This is a genomic window from Nocardioides gilvus (assembly GCF_003194605.1).
GTDB classification, from domain to species: Bacteria; Actinomycetota; Actinomycetes; order Propionibacteriales; family Nocardioidaceae; genus Nocardioides; species Nocardioides gilvus.
The window spans coordinates 1,076,637-1,099,855 of sequence record NZ_QHKY01000001.1; the positions used below are offsets into that span (position 1 = coordinate 1,076,637).

Below are 23,219 nucleotides of genomic sequence, written 5' to 3' on the forward strand. Positions count from 1 at the left end.
CGGACGTCATCACCAGCGGTCGCCCCGACGACCGGAGACGATGACGTCCCGGGGGGGCTGCGGCGGGGGCGGGGGGCAGCGAAATGCCGTACGGCCGGCTCCCCGAGGGGAACCGGCCGTACGGATGTGGTGAACGTATGTGGTGCTGTGCCCGTCAGGCGCCCAGGCTCGTGCCGGCGGAACGCAGGTTCTCGCAGGCCTCGACGATGCGGGCAGCCATGCCGGCCTCGGCGGCCTTGCCCCACGAGCGCGGGTCGTAGAGCTTCTTGTTGCCGACCTCGCCGTCGACCTTCAGGACGCCGTCGTAGTTCTGGAACATGTGCGTCGCGACCGGGCGGGTGAACGCGTACTGGGTGTCGGTGTCGACGTTCATCTTGATGACGCCGTAGTCGACGGCGTCCGAGATCTCCTGGGCGGTGGAGCCGGAGCCGCCGTGGAAGACCAGGTCGAAGGGCTTCGCGCCGGCGTCGAGACCGAGCTCGGAGGCCACGGCCTCCTGGGCGGCCTTGAGGATCTCGGGGCGCAGCTTGACGTTGCCCGGCTTGTAGACGCCGTGCACGTTGCCGAAGGTCAGGGCCGTCATGTAGCGGCCCTTCTCGCCGACGCCGAGCGCGCGAGCGGTGGCCAGGGCGTCCTCGGGGGTGGTGTACAGCTTCTCGTCGATCGCGCCGACGACACCGTCCTCCTCGCCACCGACGACACCGATCTCGATCTCGAGGATGATGTTGGCGGCGGTGCAGGCAGCCAGGAGCTCTTCGGCGATCGCGAGGTTCTCGTCCATCGGCACGGCCGAGCCGTCCCACATGTGGGACTGGAAGAGGGGCGCCTCGCCGCGCTTGACGCGCTCGGCCGACAGGGCGATCAGCGGACGTACGAAGCCGTCCAGCTTGTCCTTGGGGCAGTGGTCGGTGTGCAGCGCGACGTTGACCGGGTAGTTCTTGGCGACCTCGGCTGCATACGCTGCGAAGGCGGCGGAGCCGGTGACCATGTTCTTGACGGTGGGGCCGGAGAGGTACTCGGCGCCGCCCGTGGAGATCTGGATGATGCCGTCGGAACCGGCCTCGGTGAAGCCCTGCAGGGCCGCGTTCAGCGTCTGCGACGACGACACGTTGATGGCCGGGTAGGCGAAGGACCTGGACTTCGCGGCGTCCAGCATCTCTGCGTAGCGCTCGGGGGTTGCGATGGGCATGAAGACTCCTCAGACGGCTTTGGCTGCTCGGTGCATCCTAGTGCCCCGCGAGCCCGCCCCGACAGGCTGACCCCACCCAGTAAGGCCCCCGCTCAGGCCAGCCCCAACTCCGCCCGCAGGCGGCGCACCCACGCCGGCTCGTCGCCGTACCGCTGGGGCTTCACCAGCCGACCATGCGCACAGTCCTCGACCAGGTCCGCCATCCGGGACTCCACCGTCGACTCCCGCTTCGCGGAGGTCACCCAGTGCACCACCGTGGCGCGGTACGACGGGATCGCGCCGGCCCAGAAGGCTGCCGCCAGCGGCTCCGCCTCCAACCGGGCCAGCAGCGGCTCCGGGAGCTGGTCCCGGCGCTCGCCCTCGAAGGCGTAGACGCCGGTACGGTCCTCCCGGCGTTGTTCGTACGCCGCCACTCCCGCCGGGTGCATGCGGCCCTCGGCGAGCAGCCGCTCGACGTGGGCGACGTTGATCTTGCTCCAGTTGCTGCCCCGTCGCCGTGGAGTCCAGCGCTGGCGTCGCGAGTCCCCGTCGATCCTCTGGGCCACCGAGTCGATCCAGCCGAAGCAGAGCGCCTCCGGGACGGCCTCCACCCAGGTCAGCCCGTGGTCGGGGACATGCTTGCCGCGCAACCCCATCCAGAGCTCGGGGGCGCTGTCGTGGTTCGCCTCGAGCCACGCACGGAACTCGTCCGGGCCGGTGAAGAAGAGGGCCGGTCGTTCGGGGGTGCCTCCGGGGGTGCCGATCACCCGTCCGACGCTAGCGCCGGAGCACCTGCTGCATCCAGCTCAACACGGCCCGTCCGCGATGCGCCCACCCACCGCCGCGGCAGCCCACGACCCCTAACCTCGCCGCATGACCATGCAACGGCACAGCCTCCCGAAGATCGCACTCGTCGCCGGAGCACTCCTCCTGATCGTCGCCTGTGGCGCGGACCAGCCCGGAGGAGAGGAGGAGAAGCCCGGTGCGCTGCCAGAGCCCACGACCGACGCTCAGCAGATCAACCCGACGTTCGAGATCCGTCCGGTGCTGGGCATGGCGGACAACGAGGACTCCGCATCGAGAGACCCCGACGGCCTGGTGGTGCAGGACACGCTCCCGACCTTCTACGTGGACCTCGGTCCGAGAAGCCTGGGCGCTGACGAGGTCCACTCGGCCACTGTCGTGCAGGTGGACACCTCCTGGGTCGTCGACATCCAGTTCACCGACGCAGGCAGCGACGTCTTCGAAGAACTCACCGCCGCTGCTGCATGCGCCGAGGAGCCCGGGCAGAACCGGGTGGCGATCCTGGTCAACGAGCGGGTGATCTCCAGCCCGGTCGTGAGCGTCGAGTGCGGCTCCTCGATCTCGGGGACCACCCAGGTCAGCGCCGGCTCCACCCGGTCCTCCGCAGAGGAGCTGGTCGAGGAGATCACCGGCGACTGAGACAGGATTGAGCAAGGACCGAGGCAGGCCGGGTCAACCCCGCCAGGCGTCCTGGCCGGTCAGGTCCGCGTACTTCACGATCCAGGAGTGCATCGCGATCGCGGCCGCCGAGCTGGCGTTGATGGACCGGGTCGAGCCGAACTGGGCGATCGAGAAGGTCCCGTCGACCACGTCGTGCGCCTGCTGCGAAAGACCGGGACCCTCCTGGCCGAAGAGGAAGCAGACGCGTTCGGGCATCTCCATCGTCTCGAGGTGCTCGCTGCCGGGCAGGTTGTCGATGCCGAGCAGCCGTACGGGACCCCCCTGCTCGGCCGGCAGGGCGTGCAGGTAGGCCGCGAGGGCCGGGACGTCCGCGTGGTGGCGTACGTGCTGGTAGCGGTCGGTCACCATCGCGCCGCGGCGGTTCCACCGGCGGTTGCCGACGATGTGCACCTCGGCCGCGAGAAACGCGTTGGCGCTGCGCACGATGGTGCCGATGTTGAAGTCGTGCTGCCAGTTCTCGATGGCGACGTGGAAGGGGTGACGACGGGTGTCGAGGTCGGCGACGATCGCCTCCATCGTCCAGTAGCGGTAACGGTCGACGACGTTGCGTCGATCTCCCTCCCGCAGCAGCTCCGGGTCGTACTGCTCCCCGACGGGCCACGCAGCCTCACCACCGGGCCAGGGACCGAGGCCGATCTCGGGCGGTCCGTGCGGCATGGGGTCGTACGGCGCGCGCTCCTCTTGCATGACGTCACCCTAGGTCTCACCAGATACGCTGACGCGCGTGAGCCCCCTAGTTGATCTGCAGGCCCTTCTCGTCGAGCCCATGTTGTTCGGGATGAAGTGGATGGACCCCGAGTGGCTCCTGGCGCAGTTCGGCGCCGAGCTCTTCTGGCTCAGCCTCGTCATCATCTTCGTGGAGTGCGGACTCTTCTTCCCGTTCCTGCCCGGTGACTCCCTGCTCTTCGCGATGGGCATCTTCCTGGCCCACCCCTCCACCGGCATCGACATCTTCCCTGGCCCGGTGTGGGTCGAGTTGGTGATCGGCATGGCGCTCTTCGTCGCTGCCGCCTTCGCAGGCAACGTCGCGGGCTACGAGATCGGCCGCAAGATCGGTCCGCCGATCTACGAGCGCGACGGCCGGATCCTCAAGCGCAAGTACTTCGACCAGACCACCGTCTTCTTCGAGAAGCACGGCAACAAGGCGCTGGTCATCGGGCGTTTCGTGCCCTTCGTGCGCACCTACATCACCGTGGTCGCCGGGGTGACCCACATGGACCGCAGCCGCTTCTTCAAGTGGAGCCTGATCGGCGCCGTGCTGTGGGTCCTCAGCATCACTCTGCTCGGCGCCTTCCTCGGCACCGTCTTCCCCGCCCTGGGCGAGAACATCGACTACGCCATCATCGCGATCGTCGCCTTCTCGATCATCCCCATGGTGTGGGAGTGGTGGCGCCACAAGCGGACCAACGCCCCCGGCGCCGAGATCGGCGACCAGGACGGTGGCCCGGACCGCGACATCATGGGCCAGAACGTCGACGACGAGGACGTCAAGGACCACCACTTCGAGGTCCCGCACGACCAGCCGCACCGCGACTGAGCCTCACTCACGCGAGAACGCGGACGTCTGCAGTCACCCGGTGACTGCGGACGTCCGCGTTCTTGGTTGCGTACGCGCGTCAGGAGGCCGCAGAGCGAGCGGCGTCCAGGGCTGCCTTGGTGAGCACGGGACGGATCTCGAGACCGACGTCGGCCAACGGGTTCTCACCCTCGGGTGAGCGGTCGATCGCACAGATGACCACCTCTACGATCGCGCCGCCGGCACGCAACTCACGTACGGCGTCGCGCACCGCCCCACCGGTGGTGATGACGTCCTCGACCAGCGTGATCCGGCGGCCCTCGATCGCAGGGCCCTCGGCAAGCTTGCAGGTGCCGTACTCCTTGGCCTTCTTGCGTACGAAGAGCGTCGGGTGCAACGTACGCGCGCTCAGGGCCGTGGCGATCGGCACGCCGCCCAGCTCGAGCCCGCCCAGCAGCTCGGTGCCCTCGGGCACCAGCGCGACCATCTGCTCGGCGACCCGGGCGAGCAGGGCCGGGTCGGACTCGAAGAGGTACTTGTCGAAGTACTCGTGCGAGACCTGCCCGGAGCGCAGCGTGAACTCGCCACTCAGGCGGCAGCAGGCGTCGATGTCGGCGGCGAGGGTCTCGTCGACGGGTCGGGGGGGCGCGGTGGCATCAGCGTCAGACATGAGGCAATGCTCCCACCTCACCAGGGGGCTACGCTCGCAGGCATGCGCCCGCACGCCTCCCGCATCGACGGAATCGGCGAGACCGTCTTTGCCCACATGTCCGCCCTCGCCACCCGCACGGGTGCGCTCAACCTCGGTCAGGGATCCCCTGACGTGGACGGACCACCCGAGGTCGTCGAGGCTGTCCGGCGGGCCCTGGACGGCCCCCACCACCAGTACGCCCCCGGCATCGGCATCCCCGCGCTGCGCGAGGCGGTCGCGCGCCACCAGTGGCGCCACCACGGCATCACCCTCGACCCGGACACCCAGGTCGTCGTCACGACCGGTGCCACCGAAGGCATCGCCGCAGCGATCCTGGCGCTCGTCGACCCCGGGGATGAGGTGGTGCTCCTGGAGCCCTACTACGACTCGTACGTAGCGATGATCCAGATGGCCGGGGGCGTACGTCGCCCGGTCACCCTGCGCTCCCCCGACTTCCGTCTGGACCCCGAGGCACTGGCAGCCGCGATCACGCCCCGGACCCGACTCATCCTGCTCAACTCACCGCACAACCCCACGGGCACGGTGCTCAACCGCACCGAGCTGAAGGCGGTGGCCGACCTCGCCATCGAGCACGACCTGACGGTGGTCACCGACGAGGTCTACGAACACCTCGTCTTCGACGTCGAACACATCCCGATCTCCACGTTGCCGGGGATGGCACAGCGCACCCTGACGCTGTCCAGCGTGGGGAAGTCGTGGTCGTTCACCGGCTGGAAGGTCGGATGGGCGACCGGACCGGCCGACCTGGTCAGCGCACTGAACGCGGCGAAGCAGTGGCTCACCTACACCTCCGGCGCCCCGCTGCAACCGGCAGTGGCGTACGCCCTGGACGAGGCCGGCGACTTCCCGGAGACGCTGCGTGAGTCACTCCACGAGCGCCGGGACCTGTTGGTCGCCGGACTCAACCGGCTGGGGCTGCGCACCCGCAGCTCGGAGGGCACCTACTTCGTGCTCTCCGACGTCAGCCACCTCGGGTGGCCCGACGCGACGGCGTTCTGCGAGGCGCTGCCCGAGCGAGCCGGGGTCGTGGCGATCCCGGCGACCGGGTTCTACGACGACGTGGAGGAGGGGCGCCACCTCGTGCGGTGGTCCTTCTGCAAGCAGACCGAGGTCATCCGTGAAGCACTGGAGCGGCTCGAGTCAGCCGACCTGCACGCCTGAGGGTCGGGCACCCGTCAGGTCAGCCGCGCAACCACGCGCGCACGTCACGACGACGCAGCAGCAGCACGACCGCCAGCGACGCCAGTCCCGGGATCGCCAACGGCGGCACGACCAGGGCGCCGAGGAGGCAGAAGCCGGCCGACAGAGCCGACACGATCATCAGCACCACGGCACCCTGGGGGCGCCGACGCAGCAGCAGGAACGCGGCGATGCAGGCGGCCAGTGAGAAGACGATCAACATCGTGCCGACCAGCGTCATCGAGTTGGTGAGCATCTCGGCGGTCAGCTCCTGACCGTTGCCGGACTGCTCCTCGAGCTGGGCGACCATCTCCTCCGCGTCACCGAGCAGCGCGTCGGGGTCGGTCTGCAGCAGGACCAACGACGCGACACCCGAGAGCAGCGAGAAACCGGCGAAGACCCAGGTCACGATGGCGGCGACCAGCGCGGCCCCGGGGCGTTTGTGCGGCGACGAGCCCGCGACCGGGAGGCCGTACGGGTTGCTCGGCGCCTGCCACGTGGGCTGGTCGCCGAAGCCCTGCACCGGCCGCGCGTCGGTCGCCTCCGGGCTGCCCACCGTGACGGCGGCAGTCGGCCTGGCGGGGTCGCTCGGGCCGGCAGCCGGCTGGCCCCACGGACGGGCGCCACGGTCGTCGCGGCCCAGGGGCACGGGCTGGGGCGGCGTCTCGCCCTTGAACCAGCTGCGTGCCGGCTGCATCCACAGCAGCACGACACCGGCGGCCACCATCGAGGAGACGAAGCCGCCGGTGATCATGCCGGTGACGAAGAGCGGGACGGCGAGCACGCTGAGCGCGATCCGAGCGCCGGCGTTGCGCTGGAGGACGAACCAGCCCAGCACCACCGCCGAGGCCGCGCAGACCGCGGTGACCATGGCGGTGATCCGCAGCGCCGCCAGCCCGGTCTCGACGCTCCACCCCAAGGTGTCGCCGGGCGACTCGTCGAGGTAGCCCTGGACCATCTCCCGGGTCTCCATCGAGCGGAGGTTGCCGAGGACGTCGAAGACACCGAAGACCACGAAGACCGACCCGATGACGATCATCCAGCCCACCAGGGTCATCTGGGGAGGACGGGGCAGATCTGCTGGCTTGCTCACGCGGTCATTCCATCATGTCGCCCAAGGGGCTCAGCCCGCGCGCAGGCTGAGGCCCTCCTCCCCGCGGTCGACGGTGACACGGCCACCGTCGGTGACCTCGCCGCCGATGAGCATCCGGGCCAGCGGATCCCCGATCGCGGTCTGGATCAGGCGACGCAGCGGACGGGCGCCGTACGCCGGGTCGTAGCCGGTCTCCGCGAGCCACGTGCGGGCCCCCTCGGTGACCTCGATGGTGATCCGACGGGTGACCAGTCGCTTCTCCAGCAGGGCCAGTTGCAGGTCCACGATGTGGGTCAGCTCGTCCTGGCTGAGCGCGGAGAAGGTGACGATCTCGTCGAGCCGGTTGAGGAACTCCGGCTTGAACGAGGCACGCACGATGCCCATCACCTGCTCGCGCTTGACCGACTCCTCGATGAGCGGGTCGACCAGGTACTGCGAGCCGAGGTTGGAGGTCAGGATCAGGATCGTGTTGCGGAAGTCGACCGTACGACCCTGGCCGTCGGTCAGGCGCCCGTCGTCGAGCACCTGCAACAGGATGTCGAAGACCTCGGGGTGCGCCTTCTCGACCTCGTCGAGCAGCACCACGCTGTAGGGGCGTCGACGCACGGCCTCGGTCAGCTGACCGCCCTCGTCGTAGCCGACGTAGCCGGGAGGGGCACCGACCAGGCGCGAGACCGAGTGCTTCTCGGAGTATTCGCTCATGTCGATCCGCACGATCGCGCGCTCGTCGTCGAAGAGGAAGTCGGCCAACGCCTTGGCCAACTCCGTCTTGCCGGTGCCGGTGGGACCGAGGAAGAGGAAGGACCCGGTCGGACGGTTGGGGTCGGCGATGCCGGCGCGCGAGCGACGTACGGCGTCACTCACGGCCTGCACGGCCTCGCGCTGGCCGATCAGGCGTTCACCGATCACCTGCTCCATCTCGAGCAGCTTGGCGGTCTCGCCCTGCAGCATCCGGCCGGTCGGGATCCCGGTCCACGCCTCCACGACGTCGGCGATCTGCTCGGCGCCGACCTCCTCGCCGACCAGCTTCTCCACCGGCTCGGCAGGCTCGGCAGCGGCCGCCGCCTCGATCTGCTTCTCCAACTCGGGGATCCGGCCGTACTGGATCTCACTGGCCTTGGCCAGGTCGCCCTCACGCACCAGGCGCTCGGCCTCGATCCGCAGCTGGTCGAGCTGCTTGCGCAGCTCGCCCTCACCCTCGAGGGAAGCCTTCTCGCGCTCCCAGCGGGCCTCGAGCGCGCGCAACTCCTCCTCCTGGTCGGCCAACTCGCCCTTGAGGTGGGCCAGCCGCTCGATGGAGGCGTCGTCGGACTCCTTCTCGAGCGCGAACTCCTCCATCTTGAGCCGGTCCACACTGCGCCTCAGCTGGTCGATCTCCTCAGGGCTCGACTCGATCTCCATCCGCAACCGGCTGGCGGCCTCGTCGATCAGGTCGATCGCCTTGTCGGGCAGCTGGCGGCCGGTGATGTAGCGGTCGCTCAGGGTCGCGGCGGCGACCAGCGCGGCGTCGGTGATGCGTACGCCGTGGTGGGCCTCGTACTTCTCCTGGATGCCGCGCAGGATCTGGATGGTGTCCTCGACGCTCGGCTCACCGACGAAGACCTGCTGGAAACGACGCTCCAGGGCCGGGTCCTTCTCGATGCGCTCGCGGTACTCGTCGAGCGTGGTGGCGCCGATCATGTGCAGCTCACCGCGGGCCAACATCGGCTTGAGCATGTTGCCGGCGTCCATCGCGGAGTCGCCCCCGGCGCCTGCGCCGACGACGGTGTGCAGCTCGTCGATGAAGGTGATCACCTGGCCACCGGCGTCCTTGATCTCCTCGAGGACGGCCTTGAGCCGCTCCTCGAACTCGCCCCGGTACTTCGCACCGGCCACCATCGCGGCCAGGTCCAGGCTCAGCACGCGCCGCCCCTTGAGGGAGTCGGGCACGTCGCCGGCGACGACGCGCTGGGCCAGCCCTTCGACGACGGCGGTCTTGCCCACACCGGGCTCACCGATCAGCACGGGGTTGTTCTTCGTACGCCGACTCAGCACCTGGATGACCCGACGGATCTCGGCGTCGCGACCGATCACCGGGTCGAGGCGACCGTCCTCGGCTGCCCGGGTGAGGTCGACGGAGTACTTCTCGAGCGACTCGTACGTCGACTCGGCCTCCTGGCTCGTGACGCGTCGGTTGCCGCGGACGGCGGTGACGGCCTCGCGCAGACCCTCAGCGGTGAGGCCTGCGCCGGTGAGCACCTTCGCGGCGCTCGACTCGACCGTCGCGATCGCGACGAGCAGGTGCTCGGACGCGACGTAGTCGTCCTTCATGGAGCCGGCGAGATCGAGGGCAGCCGCCAGGACGCGGGTCAGGGCGGCGGAGGCGCCGGGCTGCTGGACCGTGGCACCCGTCGCGCGCGGAAGTTGGGCCTGCGCCGACTCTGCGGCCGCGGTGATCGGGTCGACGTCGAGCCCGGAGCGGGTGATGAGGCTGCGGGAGACGCCGTCGGTCTGACGCAGGAGGGCGACCAGCAGGTGGATCGGTTCGACCTGGCTGTTGCCGCCGGTGGTGGCCGCGAGTTGGGCGGCCTCGATGGCCTCGCGGCTGCGGGTGGTGAACTTGTCGGCGCCGAACTGACTCACGGTGCACTCCTTTACATGACACAAGCGGACTTACCATGTCCAACGTAAGAGAACCTGAGTCTGTTCCACTCAACTCTGGAATCGTTGCGATGTGGTTGTCTTCACACCCTGACAGGTCTGGTGGTGAACGGCATTCGAGGACTCTGTCGGCCCTACGTACGATGGGGAGCGGCCCACCTTGCCGCTGACAGACCTGAGAGACCCGATGACCCGCTCCCGTTCCATTCCGGCCGTGATCGCCTGCGCGCTCACCGCGGTCCTGATGACGCTCGGCCTGTCGCTGGGGGCGACTCCTGCGCTGGCCCATGCCGGGCTCACCTCGTCCAACCCGGAGAACGGCGCCGTCCTCGACGCGTTGCCCGGCGAGGTCGTGCTGGAGTTCACCGAGGAGATCGGCGCCCCCGCCTTCGTGGTCGTCACTGACTCCGACGGCCACACCCTGCAGACCGGAGACCCGGTCATCGACGGTGCGACCGTGCGCCAGAGCATCGATGCGGCCACGCACGCGGGCCGGCACACCATCGCCTACCGGGTGGTCTCCACCGACGGCCACCCCATCCAGGGGCACGTACGCGTCACCGTCGACCCCGGGGCCGACGCAGGCCTGGCCACCGAGACCGCCTCTACCGGCATCACGGGGGCCGACTCGGCTGCCGATGACGCCTCCGCCGACTCGGACTCGGGGATGGGGAGCACACCGCTCATCGTCGCCGGGGTGGTCGTGCTCCTGCTCGCGCTACTGCTGGGAGTGCTGGCGCTGACCAAGCGCGGTCGTCAATGAGCGACAGCGGCACCCGGTCGCGAGACCGTGTCCCGGGTCGCGTCCGCGTCCGCGGTGGAGTCGCTGCGCTCGCCGTCGGTCTGGTAGCGCTACTCGTCATGGTGGGGGTCGGCGGCGCCGTCACCGAGACCCCGATCGGCCTGCCGGAGCCCGGCGCCCTCACTCTGTGGGGGCTCCCGCTCATCGGCTTCGGCTCCAACCTGGCCGCAGTCGTCGTCCTCGCCTGTCTGCTGGTCCCGCTGCTCACCTCCGTACGCCTTCGCGACCCGCTCCCCGCACCGACCCTGAGCTCCGTACGCCCGGCGCGGTGGGGTGCCGCGGGGTGGTTGGCGCTGACGGTGGCCGAGGCGTGGTTCAGCACCTCCGACGTGTACGCCGTCCCCGTCGCCCAGGTCGAGCTCGCGCAGGTCAGCGAGCACCTCACCGGCACACCCCAGGGTCAGGCCCTGATCGCCCAGGCGCTGCTCCTGGTCGCGCTCCTGCTCGGGCTGAGCTTCGTCCGTACGGCGTGGCACTGCGCCCTGTCGGCCCTGCTGACCCTGGCCGTCCTGGTCCCAGCGATCCTGACCGGGCACTCCGCCTCGTCAGGCGCGCACTCGACCGCCGTGGTCGCGATGGGCTTCCACGTGCTCGCCGCCGCCCTGTGGATCAGCGGGATCCTGGCGCTGTGGTGGCACCTGGCCGGCGATGAGGAGGCCCGCGCCCGGGCGGCTCGCCGCTTCTCGGGTCTCGCGCTGTGGTGCTTCGTGGTCACGGGTCTCTCGGGACTGCTCAGCGCCTACGTCCGTCTCGACTCCCTGACCGGCTTCGTGACCAGCGGCTACGGCCGGGCGACCCTGCTCAAGTTGGCGCTGCTGGTCGCCCTGGGCGCGATCGCGTACCGGCTTCGTCGCCTGGTCACTCATCCCGGCACCGACGCCCCTGACGCGCCGGGGTGGCGCGGCTTCACCGCCCTCACGACCATCGAGCTGGTCGCGATGTCGGCCGCGGTCGGGCTGGGTGTCGCCCTGTCCCGTACGCCGCCTCCCGTCGGCGAGCCGTACACGTCGCGCGCCGAGGCCCTCATCGGTGGGCCACTCCCCCCGGAGCCGACCCTGTGGCGGGTGCTCTTCTCCTTCCAGCTCTCCGGCTTCGGGCTGGCGCTGGTCGGGCTGGGGGCTGCCGCGTACGTCGTCGGGGTGCTGACGCTGCGTCGACGCGGGGACCGTTGGCCCGTCGGCCGCACGATCGCTTGGTTCCTGGGGCTCGCGGCGGTGGCGTTCGCGACCATGGGCGGGCTCGGTGTCTACTCGCACGTGCTCTTCAGCATGCATATGACCAGTCACATGGTCCTGTCGATGCTGGCGCCGATCCTGCTGGTGATGGGTTCCCCGATCACGTTGGCGCTGCGCGCCCTGCCCGGTCCCGACACCCCCGGTGGCGACGGACCCAGGCAGCTGTTGGTGGCGTTCCTCCAGTCGCGCTGGTCGAAGGTCGTGACCAACCCGGCCTTCGCCACCATCGTCTTCACCGGCAGCCTCTATGCGATCTACTTCACCGGCCTCTTCGACTGGCTGATGGCCAACCATCTCGGCCACACGATGATGGAGGTGCACTTCCTGCTCGCCGGCTTCCTCTACTACGAGGTCCTGGTCGGCACCGCGCCGCTGCCCAAACGGCTACCCCATCTGGGTCGCCTCGGGATCCTGGTGCTGGTGGCACCGTTCCATGCGTTCTTCGCGATCTCGGTGATGAGCACGACGCAGGTGATCGGTGAGTCCTACTACAGCCTCCTGGAGCGGACGTACGCCACCGATCTGCTCGCCGACCAGGAGGTCGCCGGCGGGCTGACGTGGGCGATGGGTGAGATCCCGCTGCTGCTGGTGGCGATCGTCCTGCTGGTCCAGTGGTTCCGCGACGACACCCGCCGGGCCAAGCAGGCCGACCGCCGCGCGGATCGCGACGACGACGCCGAGCTGCAGGCGTACAACGCCATGTTGACCCGCCGCGCCGAGAGCCACACGCCACCCCAGGGAGCTGGTCCGGTCACCCGCGGTCGCGAAGAGGTCTGAACCACTTCTCCCAAGAAAGTGGTATGGGTCTCGATTCTCCCCCCCGCCCTCTGGCAGGCATGCGAGGATGAGCCCGCAACACTCGAGGAGGGAAACCGAAGTGAAGTTGTTCCGTCAGAGCAAGCCGTCCTCGACCCCGGTCGAGGAGCCGCCGCCTCCCCTGGAGAGGGTGCCGGCTGAGGTCCATGACATCCACGGCAACCAGGTCTCCATCGTCGTCGTCGATGACGACGAGGAGGTCCGCTTCGTGCTGCGTGTGGCCCTCGAGTCCGCCGGGTTCCGCGTGGCCGGGGACGCCGGTGACGCCGAGACCGCGATCGCGCTGATCGGCGAGACGCGTCCCGACATCGTTCTGCTGGACCTGCACATGCCCGAGATCGGTGGGCTGGAGATCCTGCCCCTGATCTACGAGGACCTGCCGACCACGAAGGTCGTCGTCTGCTCGGCGATCAGCGCCACGTACATGACCGAGGCAGCGTTGAAGGAAGGTGCCTGGGGCTACATCGTCAAGGGTGTCTCCGCCCGCTCGATCGCGGATCACCTGATCCAGGTCACCGAGAGCGGCGCGGTCCGCCCGGTGCGCCCGTATCCGCTGGTCAAGGACTACGGCACCGTCAAGACCCTCGACATCTGAGGAATCAGCCGGAGGGACGACGCCGGAAGAAGCCGATCAGGAACTGCCGAAGGCTGAACTGGTCGTCCCACAGCGCTATGCGCCCATCGCGTACGACGAAGGTCCCGCGCACCGGGAAGACCGAGCGCAGCGGGCCTATCCCGAGCACATCCGTGCGATCGTTCAGCACCACGCCGTCGGCCGCTGCCCGATGATGGGTGACCACCGAGAAGGACAGCCTCAACCTGTCGATCCCACCGAGCACCCGGAGCACGTGCCGGCCGCGTACGGCGGGTAGGCCGGTGTTGCGCCAGATGACGTCGGGTGCCAACAGGGCTCCCGCTGTCTGGAGACCACCACGGGTCAGCGCCTCCAGCATTGCCTCCACGGTCGCGATGTCCGAGGCGGGGTCTCCTGGGTTGAGGTCTCCTGGCGAGGGCATGTCCGACAGACTCGCACCACCGGGCGGTCCCGTACAGGTGCGGACGGCTGGGCAGCGGCGGGTGCCAAACCCGAGGTGCGTGGGCAAGGAGCGTCATTCGACCGCGTCGTTACACCCAGATAGGGCTATCACCAGTCGCCCGCGTCGGTGCAGCCCAACCGCATGGCCTCTTCAATGAGATCAGCGAGCAGCGGCGTAGGCACTGATGGCCGCAGTACCCCGACGATCTCGCGCAGATAGCGGTCGAGCGCCCAGGGCGGATCCGTAGTGCCCCGCAGAAGGTGAACCAGGTAGCGCGCCCAGGTCTCGGGGTCGTGGGTCAGATCTTGGTGCTCGCGGCGAGAACCGGTGAGGTGCGTCAGCACGCGGTCGTTCTTCACCAGGCCGGCGTCGGTGCGTTCCATGAGTTCGACCGCCGCCAGCCGGTCATCAGGTAGTCCCAGCACCCACAAAGCCATGGCCGAGGCTTCGTCCTTGGTCAAGGGTCGGGGTAGGGAGTCGATTCGTCCGGTCCAGTACTCCCTGATCCACCGGCTCCACTGGGCGGAGGCCTCCTTCGGGTCCATGCCACGTAGGTGGCGGCCCACGGACCCGATCCAAGCCAACTGGAGGACGGCGGGCGCATCAGTCGTGAGTGTGGGCAACCAGCCCTTTGGCTCCAGCGAGGACTTCAGGGCTACGGTCGCGAGCTGGCGGCCGAGCTGAGCGATGGATTTGTCGTCGCCGAGGTCGTTCGCCCGTCGCATCGTCGCCAACATCGCGTCAAGGAATCCGTCGGCGAGGATCTGTTCGTCGTACTGGCCATAGTGCACGAAGGACCGCCAGATCTCGCGTACCTCGGAGGTGTCCTGGTCCCACGAGAACAGTGGCATAAGGCGAGACTTCGCCCATGCATGATCCGCTCCGGTGAAGAAGCGGAGTCTCGTTGACAGCAGGAGCCGGGCGAGGAGCCCGTTGCGGGACTGGTCCTGGACCATCCGGTCGAGCTCTGCCCGCAGCTCGTCGGGCAAACCGGACCAGGTGTCGGTGTGCGCCCGCCACTCGTGGGCAACCACCTTCATCCAGAACTGAGCTAGGTCGCCGGCCGGATGGTTGATTGCCTCGAAGTAGTGGTCCTCGCTGCCCACGACGTTGCCCGTGACCTGCGTGGTGGGCCAGAGGTCAATAGCCAGACGGCGTGCGGGCATCAGCGTGTGCCATGCCGTCGGGTGGTCGGCGGTGCCGCCGCGGGCGAACATGTTGGCCACTGCGGACCTCACTGCATCCATCGGCCAGGACGCGATCACCGTGAGCACGTCTTCGGGCGTGACAGCATTGGGGCACGGTCGGTTCTCCTCGAGGGGCTCCACGCCGCTGGCCCGCTCCGGTGCGCTTGACATGTTCGCCGCGCTCCATGCGCGAACGAGTGCGTTGCGGACGTCGCTGTCCTCTGGCGCCAGCACGTCCGCCAGTCGGATCCCGTCGCTTGGGTAGTGGGTCACGCACCCGCGCAGGGCGTTCAGCGCTCCGGTCCAGGTCGGGCCCGCGAGCCGGAACTCGTCGGCGGTCGCATACGACCGGATGGCCGCGTACGCCTCGCCGGGGCTTGACTCGATGAGCTCATGGAGCTCATCTCGGGAGAACGGTTCCGCGTCTTCCACGAACCCCGAAGTCATCGTGACGTTTAGATCCGGGTGCTCGCGAGTCGCGAACTGAGGATTCCGTTCCTGCAGCTTTGTGAACTCCTCGGCGATGGTGGCGTTCTCCGGTGCGGCGCTGTGGAGCCAGGCCAGCAGGTTGTATGGAACGTACGGCGAGTGTTCCCCTCCGTCCTGTGGCCCGTCCTTCGCGCGATCCAACACGGCCCCGACTGCCACGACTGATGCAAGCGCGACGGTGTCCCCCAGGAGCATGTAGATCTCGTGCTGGAGGTCGAGGTCGTAGAGCAGGTTCTCGTCGAGGATCCAGCGCAGTTTCTCGTCGGGAGACCGGTCCTCGCGCAGGCGCCATGCGTGCACGGCGAGGCGGCGAAGGATTGGCTCGCGTGCGCGAGCGAGCCGTTCGACCGCCGCAGCAGCCCCCTCTTGTGGCGACGCGTGGAGTAGGTGTTCGAGGCTGTCGCGAGCTGCATCGATCAGCACGTCGGCTACCTCGCGGAACTCGTCCTGGGGGTGTGGTTCGATCGCTGAGCGGCCAAAGGACAGAGCGTCGAACCCTAGCTGGAGTGCTCCGGCGAGCCGGTGCGCGTCGCGCAGTTGGCGCACCGCCAGGTCCAGCAGTTCCGGTGCGTGCTGAGGCAGTAGCGGGACAAAGACCTTCTTCCATGCCTCATCAAGCCAGTGGTCGTCGCCCACGAAAGCCACCTCGAACCGAGGCGCGTCACTCGAGGGCCCGAAGTCCAGACCGGACCGGGGCAGTGGCCGCGTGCGGTGCTCCAGCAGCATGAGCGCGAGGTCGGGGCGCTCCTGCCATGACTCCTTGCAGAGGAGCATGTCGAGCAGATCGCCGTGTTCGGCTGGAGCGCGATGCAGAACGAGTACGAGCCACGGCACCTGCCAGTCCGGGACGCGTCGCTCCTGGGCGAACAGCCGGTGCGCCACGGTGTCCCACACGCCGGGGCTCCACGGCCGACTGCGAAAGAGGCGAAGAGCGGTAGGTGACTCCTGTTCGTTCATGACGTACTGGTCGGCCACCCAGGTTGTGAGTGCCTGCGTGACCCTCCGGTCTGCGTCGGAGGAGGTTGTTGGATCGAACAGCCGGTTGAACTCGGGGCGGTTCGCAACCCACAACAACCAGTCCGACCCACGAGCCTGCTCGGTGAAATGGCCAACCCGTTCCGGATGACCGAGGACCTGCTCGAGGGACGAGACCTCCTCGGGGATGGTGGGTGGGCCGTTGCCGACCAATTCGGCGATACGGTGCCGATGAGCGAGTCGTCCCCACGAGGTGAGTTCGGCCCAGCGCTCGAGCCCGTCGACCAACGCTAGGTGGGACGAGCCGTCAACCGGGTAGTGCACGGGACGGAGCCCGAGCCTCCGCCACTCGCGACTGTCGGCATCATGCGAGAAGACGAAACGTCGCCCCTCGCGGCCCAGGGAGCGCGCCAGGTACTGCATCACGATATCGCCGTGGCTGTAGCCGATGAAAGCAACGGAGAAGGCCGCGAACATGCGGTCGAGGAACCGGGCCGCCCATGCCTCAAGCAGGTAGGCGTGACCGAAATCTTCGTCGGTCACCACCAGTCTGCGAGGGGGTTGGTCCAAGGCCCCGTGCAGGTGGACGATGCCGGTGAAGTCGTCGCCGACCGGAAGCGCGGGCGCGCGATAGACGTCGAAATCCAGCCCTTTGCTGCGGCTGGCTCGTTCGAGATGTAGGTCGTAGTTGGTGGTGACCACCCGGGGATTGGGGTGTGCACGTGCCAGATCGATAATCGCTTCGTGGAGGCGGTTCGGCTGGCTATCGGGCTTGTTGATCGCCCTCGCGACCAGCGTGTGAACGTCAATCTCGAGGTCTGCAAGGTCACCCAGGAACACATCGGGTCGCTCCAGGTCACGATCCGTTGGCGCGCTGTTGGCAAGGGCGCCCACGTCGCGCACCAGATGCGCGAAGTCAGGAAGGCACGACGGCTTGTCGCGAGATGCCCCCGCCCCGATGAAGAGCACGAGTTTGCCCTCCGTCGCTGCCTCCACCAGTTCGTCTGGCACCTCGACGTCGCGAAACCACATGAAGGCAAGGTAGCGGGCGACGGCCGACGAAGGCTGGCCTTGGCGTAGTGCTTGCAGAATCGCAGTTCGGTTATGACGGACCGGGGTGCAGCGCGGATCGGCTGTCACATTGATCTGCGTCGACGCTGGACTGTCGTCAGCGCTTCCGCGGCCTCGCGTCCAAAGGGATGCCATAACGCCGCGATGCGGACATACGCATCGGACGATCAGCGGGCACCCAACTTCTCCTGCCGCGGTTACGAGGTCAGGCGCGAGTTCAGACTGTCTCCTCAGACGTCCCAAGCCCAAGGGAGGCCAACGAGACCGCTCGCGCTTCGGTGTCGAGGATGCGAAGGCGTGCCCGCACGAGTGAGTAGAACTGGTGACCCACGCGGTCGCGAACCCGGCGTTGCCAGCCAGACTGGTGTTCTCGCCTTCGGCTGCAACACTTTCCTCATGCAGACAGTCAAAGTGGAGGTCGGGCAAAAACGCGGTTCGGGTGATGACTCTCGTCGCTTCACGCCCACAGCCTTCTCATTCGATACCAGGGCCAACCTGCTGTCGACAGTGATCGAAGACGATTGGGAGGACTCGATCAAGGAACAATGGCAAGCCAATCAGCAAGCCGTACGAGAGATCCTCATTCACACCTTCGGTGCTCATATCCACGCAGAGAAGATCCAGAATTTCACCGATCTCGGCGCGGCCCCGTGGTCCGTCGTCGCCCTGCACAACACCTACCTCAGCGAGGTCCGCGCCGCTTTCACAGCGACCTGCTACTACCCCGCTCTCCTCGGTGCTTGTGGCCTTGGTGAGCGAATCTTGAATCAACTCGTTCTGCGGCTGCGCGGCGACTATCCGGATCACGAGGCGACGAAGTACATCGCTACGCAGCAGTCCATCGACAAGTGGGACAAGTGCATCCGCGCGCTGACCGGCTGGGGCGTCTTCGATCAGGAAGTTGCCACGGAGTATCGGCAACTCATGCAGCAACGGCACGCAGCGGTGCACTACCGCTCAGACCTGGACAGCGGCAACGCACGAGAGGCAGCACTCGCCGCCGTCATGCGCATCTCTGACATCGTTAACCGAGTGTTCTCACCCATGGAAAGCTCGTCGCACTATTTCACCGGGCCGATTGGGCGTTCGTACGTAAAGCGCGAGGACGAATCCCTCCCGTTCGTCAAGCACTTCATCATTCCCGCCTGTGTCCTCGTGAGCCCGACCTATCGGTTCGTCGCCAACTCAGCGGCACCCGGAGGTTTCGACGTCTTTGACGATGCTGACTACGGGGTTGGTCACCCTCCGCTCTCCGACGAGCAATTCGCCGACCCAGGCCGCGCAACTCCTCAAGTCACGCACCCGTTCTGACCTAAGCCCGGGACTGCTGCATGGTGTGGGACAACAGAACCTGATGCACTTCGCGGCGTCTGCCCCTCCGCCGCTCAGGTCGGAACTGTTGCTTGACCAAACTGTCAGTGGTCTCGGGCAGGCTGGAGGCGTCGGCAGGGTGCCGGCACTCTGGAACAGAGAGATCACGAAAATGCACTGCTTCAGTTTGGCGTACGACACCCTGAACCAGATCGCGACCAGCCCCCACGATCTGACGGATGACCAGAAGATTGCCCGCGCTCAGGTCCTTGCCCTTCTATCGATCAGCCAGGAGCTGAGTTCCATTCACCACCACGGCATCAACCCAGACTTCACTGATGTGAGTTGAAGCGGCGGAGGTGGCGCATGCCTCGAGAGATGAACTGCCTCAGGACCCGGGTGGGCGTTGCCATCCGTATCACCTCCCCGGTCACACCCGACGAACTTGGGGCAAGCGTCACTTCCCCGCCTGTCGGCATCCTCAGTGGCGCCCTCCTAAGCCGAACTACGGCGTTCTGTGATTGACCTAGTGCGCGGACGAGGGGCCGAATCCGGCGGAAGGTGCATCTGTAGGAGTGCGTTGTCTCTCGCCTCCGTCTGCCCGTGCACTTCCGGGTCACGCAGGCGCCGAGCAGGCGGACTAGGAGGGGGACTTGGCGACCTCAGCCAGTGATGCGTTCCAAGGCGCGCCCCAAGGACCCCGCAAGCTTGGCGAGCCCCTCCTCGGACACGACGTAGACGCGCCGTCGCGGCGACTTGGCGAACTGGACAGAAACATCAAACCGCTCCACGGGGGTTAGGATCGGCTCGCCGTCCTGGCCCAACTCGCATTCGAACAGCGGCGCTTGGGTCACCACCACGGGCATGACGCCACCCAGGACCGCGCCGGTGTTGTCACCAGCCATGCTCAGCGTCCCTTTTTCCGCGATCGCCCGAGCGAAGCTCATCGCCTGCATGACGGCATCTTGAGCGCTGTTGACGGACTCTTTCCCGAGCGCGGACACCGCGTGCGTGGCCAGCCGGTCAGCGAGCAAACCATTCTCCCATTCGAACGCCCCGACGACCTTGACACGCAGATCCTCGGTCCAGTCCGTCCCGCACGGGAGCCACCAGTCCTTGAGTCTGTCAGGGTGCGTGTGCCGGCGCTGGTCATAGAAGGCGATCCACGGCTTGTCGCTCCCGGACTTGCACTCGACAGCAAGCCGGAAGGAGGTGCTGAGCGTTCTTGACAGGTTCGGGCCTCCAAAAAGTGCCATGACGTCGCCCTCACGCTGCTTCTTCGTCACCCCGTCCTCGTACGGGTAAGCGGGCAGGACCAGCCTGGAGCCAGGAGTGCCCGCGAGGGACCTCGCGGCGCGGAGTTCGAGGGCGCGCCCGCTGTCCTCGAGCCACCCGTACAACTTGTCGATCAGATCGTCACTCACGGGACAAGCATGCCGGTTTCGCCGGCGTCATACCCCCGCGAGCAGGACGCAAGATCTGCCGATGTCCATGGGGGACAATCGAAAGCATGAGTGTGAGCGCAGCCCAGGCCGACGTCTTCTACCGCGAAGTGGTCGAGCACTCCACTGTGTGGGGAATCCGAGACGCCAACGGATTCCCGGCGCCTGACACGCCGCAAGGTCGCGCCATGCCCTTTTGGTCCCTGCGAAGTCGAGCCGAAGGCATCATTGCGACGGTTCCGGCGTATGCGAGTTGTGAGGTCGTCGGGCTGCCGCTGGGCGAGTGGCGCGCGCGGTGGCTGCCTGGGCTTCGACGAGACGGAATTCGTGTTGGTCTCAACTGGTCAGGTGACCGCGCTACTGGCTTCGACCTGCCAGCCGAGGACGTGGAGCGCAACATAGCGGCGCGCAAGACGCTCTAGCCCGGAAGCTCCTCGATGCGGGCATCGGGAACCCGCGTCTATCCCCCGCGAGTCGGACGTTCGGATTCTCTAATGAGCACAGACGGAGCCATGTCCCCAAGGATCCCAAGGTCCCGGCTGCGTGCAGGTGGTTGCACGCCGCTTAGGCCGATGGGTCCGGCCGCGGCCACCGGCGGGACAGAAACCCTCGTTGCACGATCCAAGCTGTGATGAAGAAGGCCGCGAACGCCAATAGCCAGGACCAAACCGTCCCGAGGGCCCAGTTCAGTTCGATGCCGTTGCCAGACGTGGAATTGATGCCGACCGCGACATACAGAAGTCCCCAGGAACTGAGCCCCGCCACCAGGACCATGCCAAGGAAGACCCTGCCCGGCAGGGGGCGGCCGCGATTCGCCATCAAGCCCGCGATGAGACCGATGGCTGCTCCCGCTAGAGCGCGCCCGGGAGGACATATGGCAGAACTGATCGAAGGTTGCTGCTCGATCCCATACTCGTCCACAACGCCGAGTAGCCATCCGAACGGGAGCAGGAACATCGCGAGAACGAAGAGAAGGCTTACGGTTCGACTCATTCCCTCAGCCTCACAGGGCATCTGGCCGCACGTCAGAGCCCTGATACTCAGGTGACCGTGTCAAGGACTCCTACGTCGGGCGGTGGGCACGTGCCTCAAACGCGCTCACTTCCCCGCGAGTACCCCGTTGGACCGGCGTATCCGAGCTGCTGCGCAGCGCCCAGAATGACGCACCACACCAGGTACGCCGGCAACAGCGAGAACGAATTCGGGTGCTTCGCCGCCCGATATGGCACCTCGTCACGAGCCTGATTCCTGAGGATTGTCGGAGGCGTGGGACAAGATGGGCGACATGGGCAGCAAGGATGCTCCGGACGAACGTCCGGGAGAGCCGTGGGTCATGCCGCGCGAGTACGAGATCGGCGGGGTGCGCTGGTTCAGTGACGCTTCGCGGGAGATGGCTCGCGCGCTCCACCCTCTGCTTGCGCAGGTCACTCGCGAGGAACTGGCCGAGGGGCCACCACCGCAGACAGAGGGCACTCCTCTCCCGGACGAAGCGTCGTCGCTCTACCGCCCGATGGCGGTACAGCATGTTTGGACGGTGTCGATCGAGGACGTGGCGGCCTTCAACCGGGACCAGTTCCTGACAGACCTGTTCACGCTTGCTGACTCGATGGGCGGGCAGATGGTCCGCGGCATGCTGGAGCACATCTCCGCTGTGACCGAGGAGTACGGCAACACCATCGACGCCGGAGGCCGTGACTTCTTCGACGTGGTCGCCGAGACCTTGGAGACGATCGAGATGACCTTCGACGACGAGGGTCGCCCGAACCTCACGATCGTCATGCACCCGGACCAGGCCGAGAAGTTGCGCGACAAGCAACCCACGCCCGAACAGGAAGCGCGACTCGACGCGATCCTGGAACGACGAAAGGAGGAGTGGCTTGCTTCGCGACGTCGTCGGGACCTTCCTTGACACTCTCACCGAGCGCGAGTTCGACGGCCCTCTGCTGGCCCTCCTACACGCTCGCGGCTTCACCGACATGCACTTCATCCACGGCGCCTTCGAGTTCGGGAAGGACGTCCTGGCCAAGAAGATCGACCCAGATTCGGGCGAGACACGGCAGTACGTCATCCAATCCAAGGCCGGGGACATCGGCCAGCCGGAGTGGCGCGCGGTCCGCCCGCAGTTGGAGGAGTGCGAGTACAACACCATCGGGCACCCGTCCTTCGACCCCGACCTCCCGCGCGTCGCGGTGCTGGTCACGACAGGCCGCTTGAAGGGCGCAGCCCCGGCCGACGTCACCGAGTACCGCAAGTCGGTGGAGGCCAGGAGCCTCGCAGACCTGGAGATCTGGGAGAGGCCCGACCTCGTTGAGTGGCTGTGCGACGACCCGATAGTTGGCGTGGCCGGAGACGAGGTACAGGCCGATCTGATGGGGATGCTGACGTCGGTGCGGGACGGTGGGGTCACGGACCGGCGCATCGAGATGTACACGCGGCGCTGGCTCGCGCCGACGGGCACCGCCCCGCGCGCGTCGGTTGAGGCCGCGATCCTCGTCAATGCGTTGCTGCGGACCAAGCGGCTCGACCTCGCGATGAGCGTCGGGCTCCAGCTCGTCCGCGCGACCGAGTGCGATCCTGCTGCCTCCGGTGACGCGAAGTCGGCGGCGCAGCGGTTGGTTCTCGGGCTGGCTTTGCAGATCTGCGACCAGACCGAGCCCTTGCTGAAGGATCCGCTCGACTTCGTACGCTCCACCGTGGGCCAGTTGGCCTTGCTGACGTACCCGGTGATCTGCTGCCGGGTGGCGGAAGCCCTCGCCCTCGGACTGGTGCTGGCACGGGAGGTAGGAGACCTCGACGCGGCGACCCGGTTTGAGGAGACGTTGCACGCCATCGCCGAGCAGCCTGGCACAGCCCGCCCGGTCGGTGACCTCTTCGCGCCCTCGGTCATCGCCGTCACCGTGATGCTCGCAACCTTCGATCCCACGGCAGCCAAGGGGGACTGCTGCACGGATAGGTGACAACCGAGCGGCCTAACCAGATGGTTGGGCTGGAAGGATGTCCCCGTGACGAAGCCGTACCCCAAGGAGTTCCGCGACGACGTGGTCCGCGTCGCCAGGAACCG

Annotated in this window: 20 protein-coding genes; 11 read left to right on the forward strand and 9 right to left on the reverse strand. The window is 67.5% G+C overall.

All coding sequences use genetic code 11. From position 1 onward, the window contains the following. Positions 1-154: 154 nt before the first annotated feature. Together fbaA and DNK52_RS05255 are read right to left on the reverse strand one after the other, a co-directional pair. A complete protein-coding gene (gene fbaA, locus DNK52_RS05250; RefSeq protein ID WP_110239858.1) occupies positions 155-1,189 on the reverse strand; it encodes a class II fructose-bisphosphate aldolase in 1,035 nt (344 codons plus the stop codon). A gap of 92 nt (positions 1,190-1,281) precedes the next feature. Continuing rightward, positions 1,282-1,935, reverse strand: a complete 654-nt coding sequence (locus DNK52_RS05255) for a YdeI/OmpD-associated family protein (RefSeq protein ID WP_204163369.1) — start codon at positions 1,933-1,935, stop codon at positions 1,282-1,284. A gap of 106 nt (positions 1,936-2,041) precedes the next feature. Here DNK52_RS05255 and DNK52_RS05260 point away from each other — a divergent pair, with 106 nt between their 5' ends. Beyond that, on the forward strand, positions 2,042-2,611 hold the full coding sequence (locus DNK52_RS05260) for a SecDF P1 head subdomain-containing protein (protein ID WP_110239859.1): 570 nt from the start codon (positions 2,042-2,044) through the stop codon (positions 2,609-2,611). Positions 2,612-2,644: 33 nt separating this feature from the next. On the opposite strand, the gene DNK52_RS05265 is transcribed toward DNK52_RS05260, so the two are convergent. After that, positions 2,645-3,340, reverse strand: a complete 696-nt coding sequence (locus DNK52_RS05265) for a TrmH family RNA methyltransferase (protein ID WP_239455391.1) — start codon at positions 3,338-3,340, stop codon at positions 2,645-2,647. Between the two features lie 37 nt (positions 3,341-3,377). Here DNK52_RS05265 and DNK52_RS05270 point away from each other — a divergent pair, with 37 nt between their 5' ends. Next, positions 3,378-4,190 carry a DedA family protein gene (locus DNK52_RS05270; protein ID WP_239455392.1) on the forward strand — a complete coding sequence of 271 codons (813 nt, stop codon included), beginning with the start codon at positions 3,378-3,380 and terminating at the stop codon, positions 4,188-4,190. Between the two features lie 79 nt (positions 4,191-4,269). Here DNK52_RS05270 and pyrE read toward each other — a convergent pair whose 3' ends face one another. Further along, the gene (gene pyrE, locus DNK52_RS05275) at positions 4,270-4,839 is read right to left on the reverse strand and encodes an orotate phosphoribosyltransferase (protein WP_110239862.1); all 570 of its coding nucleotides are present in this window, start codon (positions 4,837-4,839) and stop codon (positions 4,270-4,272) included. Between the two features lie 42 nt (positions 4,840-4,881). On the opposite strand from pyrE, the gene DNK52_RS05280 reads away from it, so the two are divergent. Further along, positions 4,882-6,042, forward strand: coding sequence for a pyridoxal phosphate-dependent aminotransferase (locus DNK52_RS05280; protein ID WP_110239993.1), 1,161 nt, complete (start codon positions 4,882-4,884; stop codon positions 6,040-6,042). Positions 6,043-6,061: 19 nt separating this feature from the next. On the opposite strand, the gene DNK52_RS05285 is transcribed toward DNK52_RS05280, so the two are convergent. Beyond that, positions 6,062-7,153 (reverse strand): DUF4064 domain-containing protein, encoded by a 1,092-nt coding sequence (locus tag DNK52_RS05285; RefSeq protein WP_162598622.1) that lies wholly within the window; start codon positions 7,151-7,153, stop codon positions 6,062-6,064. Positions 7,154-7,183: 30 nt separating this feature from the next. Continuing rightward, positions 7,184-9,775, reverse strand: coding sequence for an ATP-dependent chaperone ClpB (clpB, locus tag DNK52_RS05290; RefSeq protein ID WP_110239864.1), 2,592 nt, complete (start codon positions 9,773-9,775; stop codon positions 7,184-7,186). A 205-nt stretch (positions 9,776-9,980) separates the two neighbouring features. Between clpB and DNK52_RS05295 the strand changes: the two genes are divergently transcribed. The 3 genes from DNK52_RS05295 to DNK52_RS05305 all read left to right on the forward strand — a co-directional run bounded on the left by DNK52_RS05295 (position 9,981) and on the right by DNK52_RS05305 (position 13,241). Further along, complete coding sequence (locus tag DNK52_RS05295; protein ID WP_110239865.1) at positions 9,981-10,556, forward strand: copper resistance CopC family protein; 576 nt, start codon at positions 9,981-9,983, stop codon at positions 10,554-10,556. Beyond that, positions 10,553-12,607: a bifunctional copper resistance protein CopD/cytochrome c oxidase assembly protein gene (locus DNK52_RS05300; RefSeq protein WP_110239866.1), complete on the forward strand. Its 2,055-nt coding sequence runs from the start codon at positions 10,553-10,555 to the stop codon at positions 12,605-12,607. The genes DNK52_RS05295 and DNK52_RS05300 overlap by 4 nt, the downstream gene beginning before the upstream one ends. Before the next feature lie 100 nt (positions 12,608-12,707). Beyond that, complete coding sequence (locus DNK52_RS05305) at positions 12,708-13,241, forward strand: response regulator (RefSeq protein WP_162598623.1); 534 nt, start codon at positions 12,708-12,710, stop codon at positions 13,239-13,241. Positions 13,242-13,245: 4 nt separating this feature from the next. Here DNK52_RS05305 and DNK52_RS05310 read toward each other — a convergent pair whose 3' ends face one another. Together DNK52_RS05310 and DNK52_RS05315 are read right to left on the reverse strand one after the other, a co-directional pair. After that, positions 13,246-13,662 (reverse strand): limonene-1,2-epoxide hydrolase family protein, encoded by a 417-nt coding sequence (locus DNK52_RS05310; RefSeq protein ID WP_110239868.1) that lies wholly within the window; start codon positions 13,660-13,662, stop codon positions 13,246-13,248. Between the two features lie 128 nt (positions 13,663-13,790). Further along, entirely contained in the window at positions 13,791-17,474 is a 3,684-nt protein-coding gene (locus DNK52_RS05315) for an SIR2 family protein (RefSeq protein ID WP_162598624.1), read from the reverse strand. A gap of 327 nt (positions 17,475-17,801) precedes the next feature. On the opposite strand from DNK52_RS05315, the gene DNK52_RS05320 reads away from it, so the two are divergent. Continuing rightward, positions 17,802-18,716, forward strand: a complete 915-nt coding sequence (locus DNK52_RS05320) for a hypothetical protein (RefSeq protein ID WP_110239870.1) — start codon at positions 17,802-17,804, stop codon at positions 18,714-18,716. An 88-nt stretch (positions 18,717-18,804) separates the two neighbouring features. Continuing rightward, the gene (locus tag DNK52_RS05325) at positions 18,805-19,065 is read left to right on the forward strand and encodes a hypothetical protein (protein WP_162598625.1); all 261 of its coding nucleotides are present in this window, start codon (positions 18,805-18,807) and stop codon (positions 19,063-19,065) included. Positions 19,066-19,378: 313 nt separating this feature from the next. Here the strand turns inward: DNK52_RS05325 and DNK52_RS05330 are convergent, their stop codons facing one another. Further along, positions 19,379-20,140: a hypothetical protein gene (locus DNK52_RS05330; RefSeq protein ID WP_110239872.1), complete on the reverse strand. Its 762-nt coding sequence runs from the start codon at positions 20,138-20,140 to the stop codon at positions 19,379-19,381. Between the two features lie 86 nt (positions 20,141-20,226). On the opposite strand from DNK52_RS05330, the gene DNK52_RS05335 reads away from it, so the two are divergent. The 3 genes from DNK52_RS05335 to DNK52_RS05350 all read left to right on the forward strand — a co-directional run bounded on the left by DNK52_RS05335 (position 20,227) and on the right by DNK52_RS05350 (position 23,115). After that, entirely contained in the window at positions 20,227-20,580 is a 354-nt protein-coding gene (locus tag DNK52_RS05335) for a DUF2750 domain-containing protein (protein WP_110239873.1), read from the forward strand. A gap of 863 nt (positions 20,581-21,443) precedes the next feature. Beyond that, positions 21,444-22,067 (forward strand): hypothetical protein, encoded by a 624-nt coding sequence (locus DNK52_RS05345; RefSeq protein ID WP_162598626.1) that lies wholly within the window; start codon positions 21,444-21,446, stop codon positions 22,065-22,067. Further along, on the forward strand, positions 22,036-23,115 hold the full coding sequence (locus tag DNK52_RS05350; RefSeq protein WP_110239876.1) for a PDDEXK family nuclease: 1,080 nt from the start codon (positions 22,036-22,038) through the stop codon (positions 23,113-23,115). The genes DNK52_RS05345 and DNK52_RS05350 overlap by 32 nt, the downstream gene beginning before the upstream one ends. The last annotated feature ends 104 nt before the right edge of the window (positions 23,116-23,219 follow it).

Excerpts from the sequence above, each read along its gene's own strand:
- fbaA (WP_110239858.1), bottom strand. The coding sequence starts at position 1,189 with ATGCCCATCGCAACCCCCGAGCGCTACGCAGAGATGCTGGACGCCGCG.
- DNK52_RS05260 (WP_110239859.1), top strand. The coding sequence starts at position 2,042 with ATGACCATGCAACGGCACAGCCTCCCGAAGATCGCACTCGTCGCCGGA.
- DNK52_RS05265 (WP_239455391.1), bottom strand. The coding sequence starts at position 3,340 with ATGCAAGAGGAGCGCGCGCCGTACGACCCCATGCCGCACGGACCGCCC.
- pyrE (WP_110239862.1), bottom strand. The coding sequence starts at position 4,839 with ATGTCTGACGCTGATGCCACCGCGCCCCCCCGACCCGTCGACGAGACC.
- DNK52_RS05280 (WP_110239993.1), top strand. The coding sequence starts at position 4,882 with ATGCGCCCGCACGCCTCCCGCATCGACGGAATCGGCGAGACCGTCTTT.
- DNK52_RS05295 (WP_110239865.1), top strand. The coding sequence starts at position 9,981 with ATGACCCGCTCCCGTTCCATTCCGGCCGTGATCGCCTGCGCGCTCACC.
- DNK52_RS05300 (WP_110239866.1), top strand. The coding sequence starts at position 10,553 with ATGAGCGACAGCGGCACCCGGTCGCGAGACCGTGTCCCGGGTCGCGTC.
- DNK52_RS05310 (WP_110239868.1), bottom strand. The coding sequence starts at position 13,662 with ATGCCCTCGCCAGGAGACCTCAACCCAGGAGACCCCGCCTCGGACATC.
- DNK52_RS05320 (WP_110239870.1), top strand. The coding sequence starts at position 17,802 with ATGCAGACAGTCAAAGTGGAGGTCGGGCAAAAACGCGGTTCGGGTGAT.
- DNK52_RS05335 (WP_110239873.1), top strand. The coding sequence starts at position 20,227 with ATGAGTGTGAGCGCAGCCCAGGCCGACGTCTTCTACCGCGAAGTGGTC.
- DNK52_RS05345 (WP_162598626.1), top strand. The coding sequence starts at position 21,444 with ATGGGCAGCAAGGATGCTCCGGACGAACGTCCGGGAGAGCCGTGGGTC.